This window comes from Shewanella electrica, assembly GCF_022321485.1.
In the GTDB taxonomy this organism is placed as follows: domain Bacteria; phylum Pseudomonadota; class Gammaproteobacteria; order Enterobacterales; family Shewanellaceae; genus Shewanella; species Shewanella electrica.
The window spans coordinates 1-238 of record NZ_JAKOGG010000743.1; the positions used below are offsets into that span (position 1 = coordinate 1).

1 protein-coding gene is annotated in these 238 nt (G+C 59.7%); it reads right to left on the reverse strand.

Annotated features, from left to right (window positions below):
* A partial coding sequence (locus L9G74_RS21985; RefSeq protein ID WP_275297570.1) for a hydroxymethylglutaryl-CoA synthase occupies positions 1-238 on the reverse strand: 238 nt, incomplete at both ends.

Sequence of the window (238 nt, forward strand, 5' to 3'; positions counted from 1 at the left end):
GGTCCGGGCGGCCAACTGCTCGTTTAAATCGCCCAGGCCTTCTTGATAACCCGGTTGTAAGATCCCGGCGAAGAACTCGCCTTCCGCTCCGGAACCATAGGAAAACAGTCCGATCCGCTCGCCCGGTTTAACGTCGCCTTCCGTCAACAAGGACATTAAGCCCAGGTATAAGGAGCCGGTGTAGAGGTTGCCGACCTGGCGGCAAGCCTCCTGGCCGGCCGTCAAGTTAGCCCGCAAG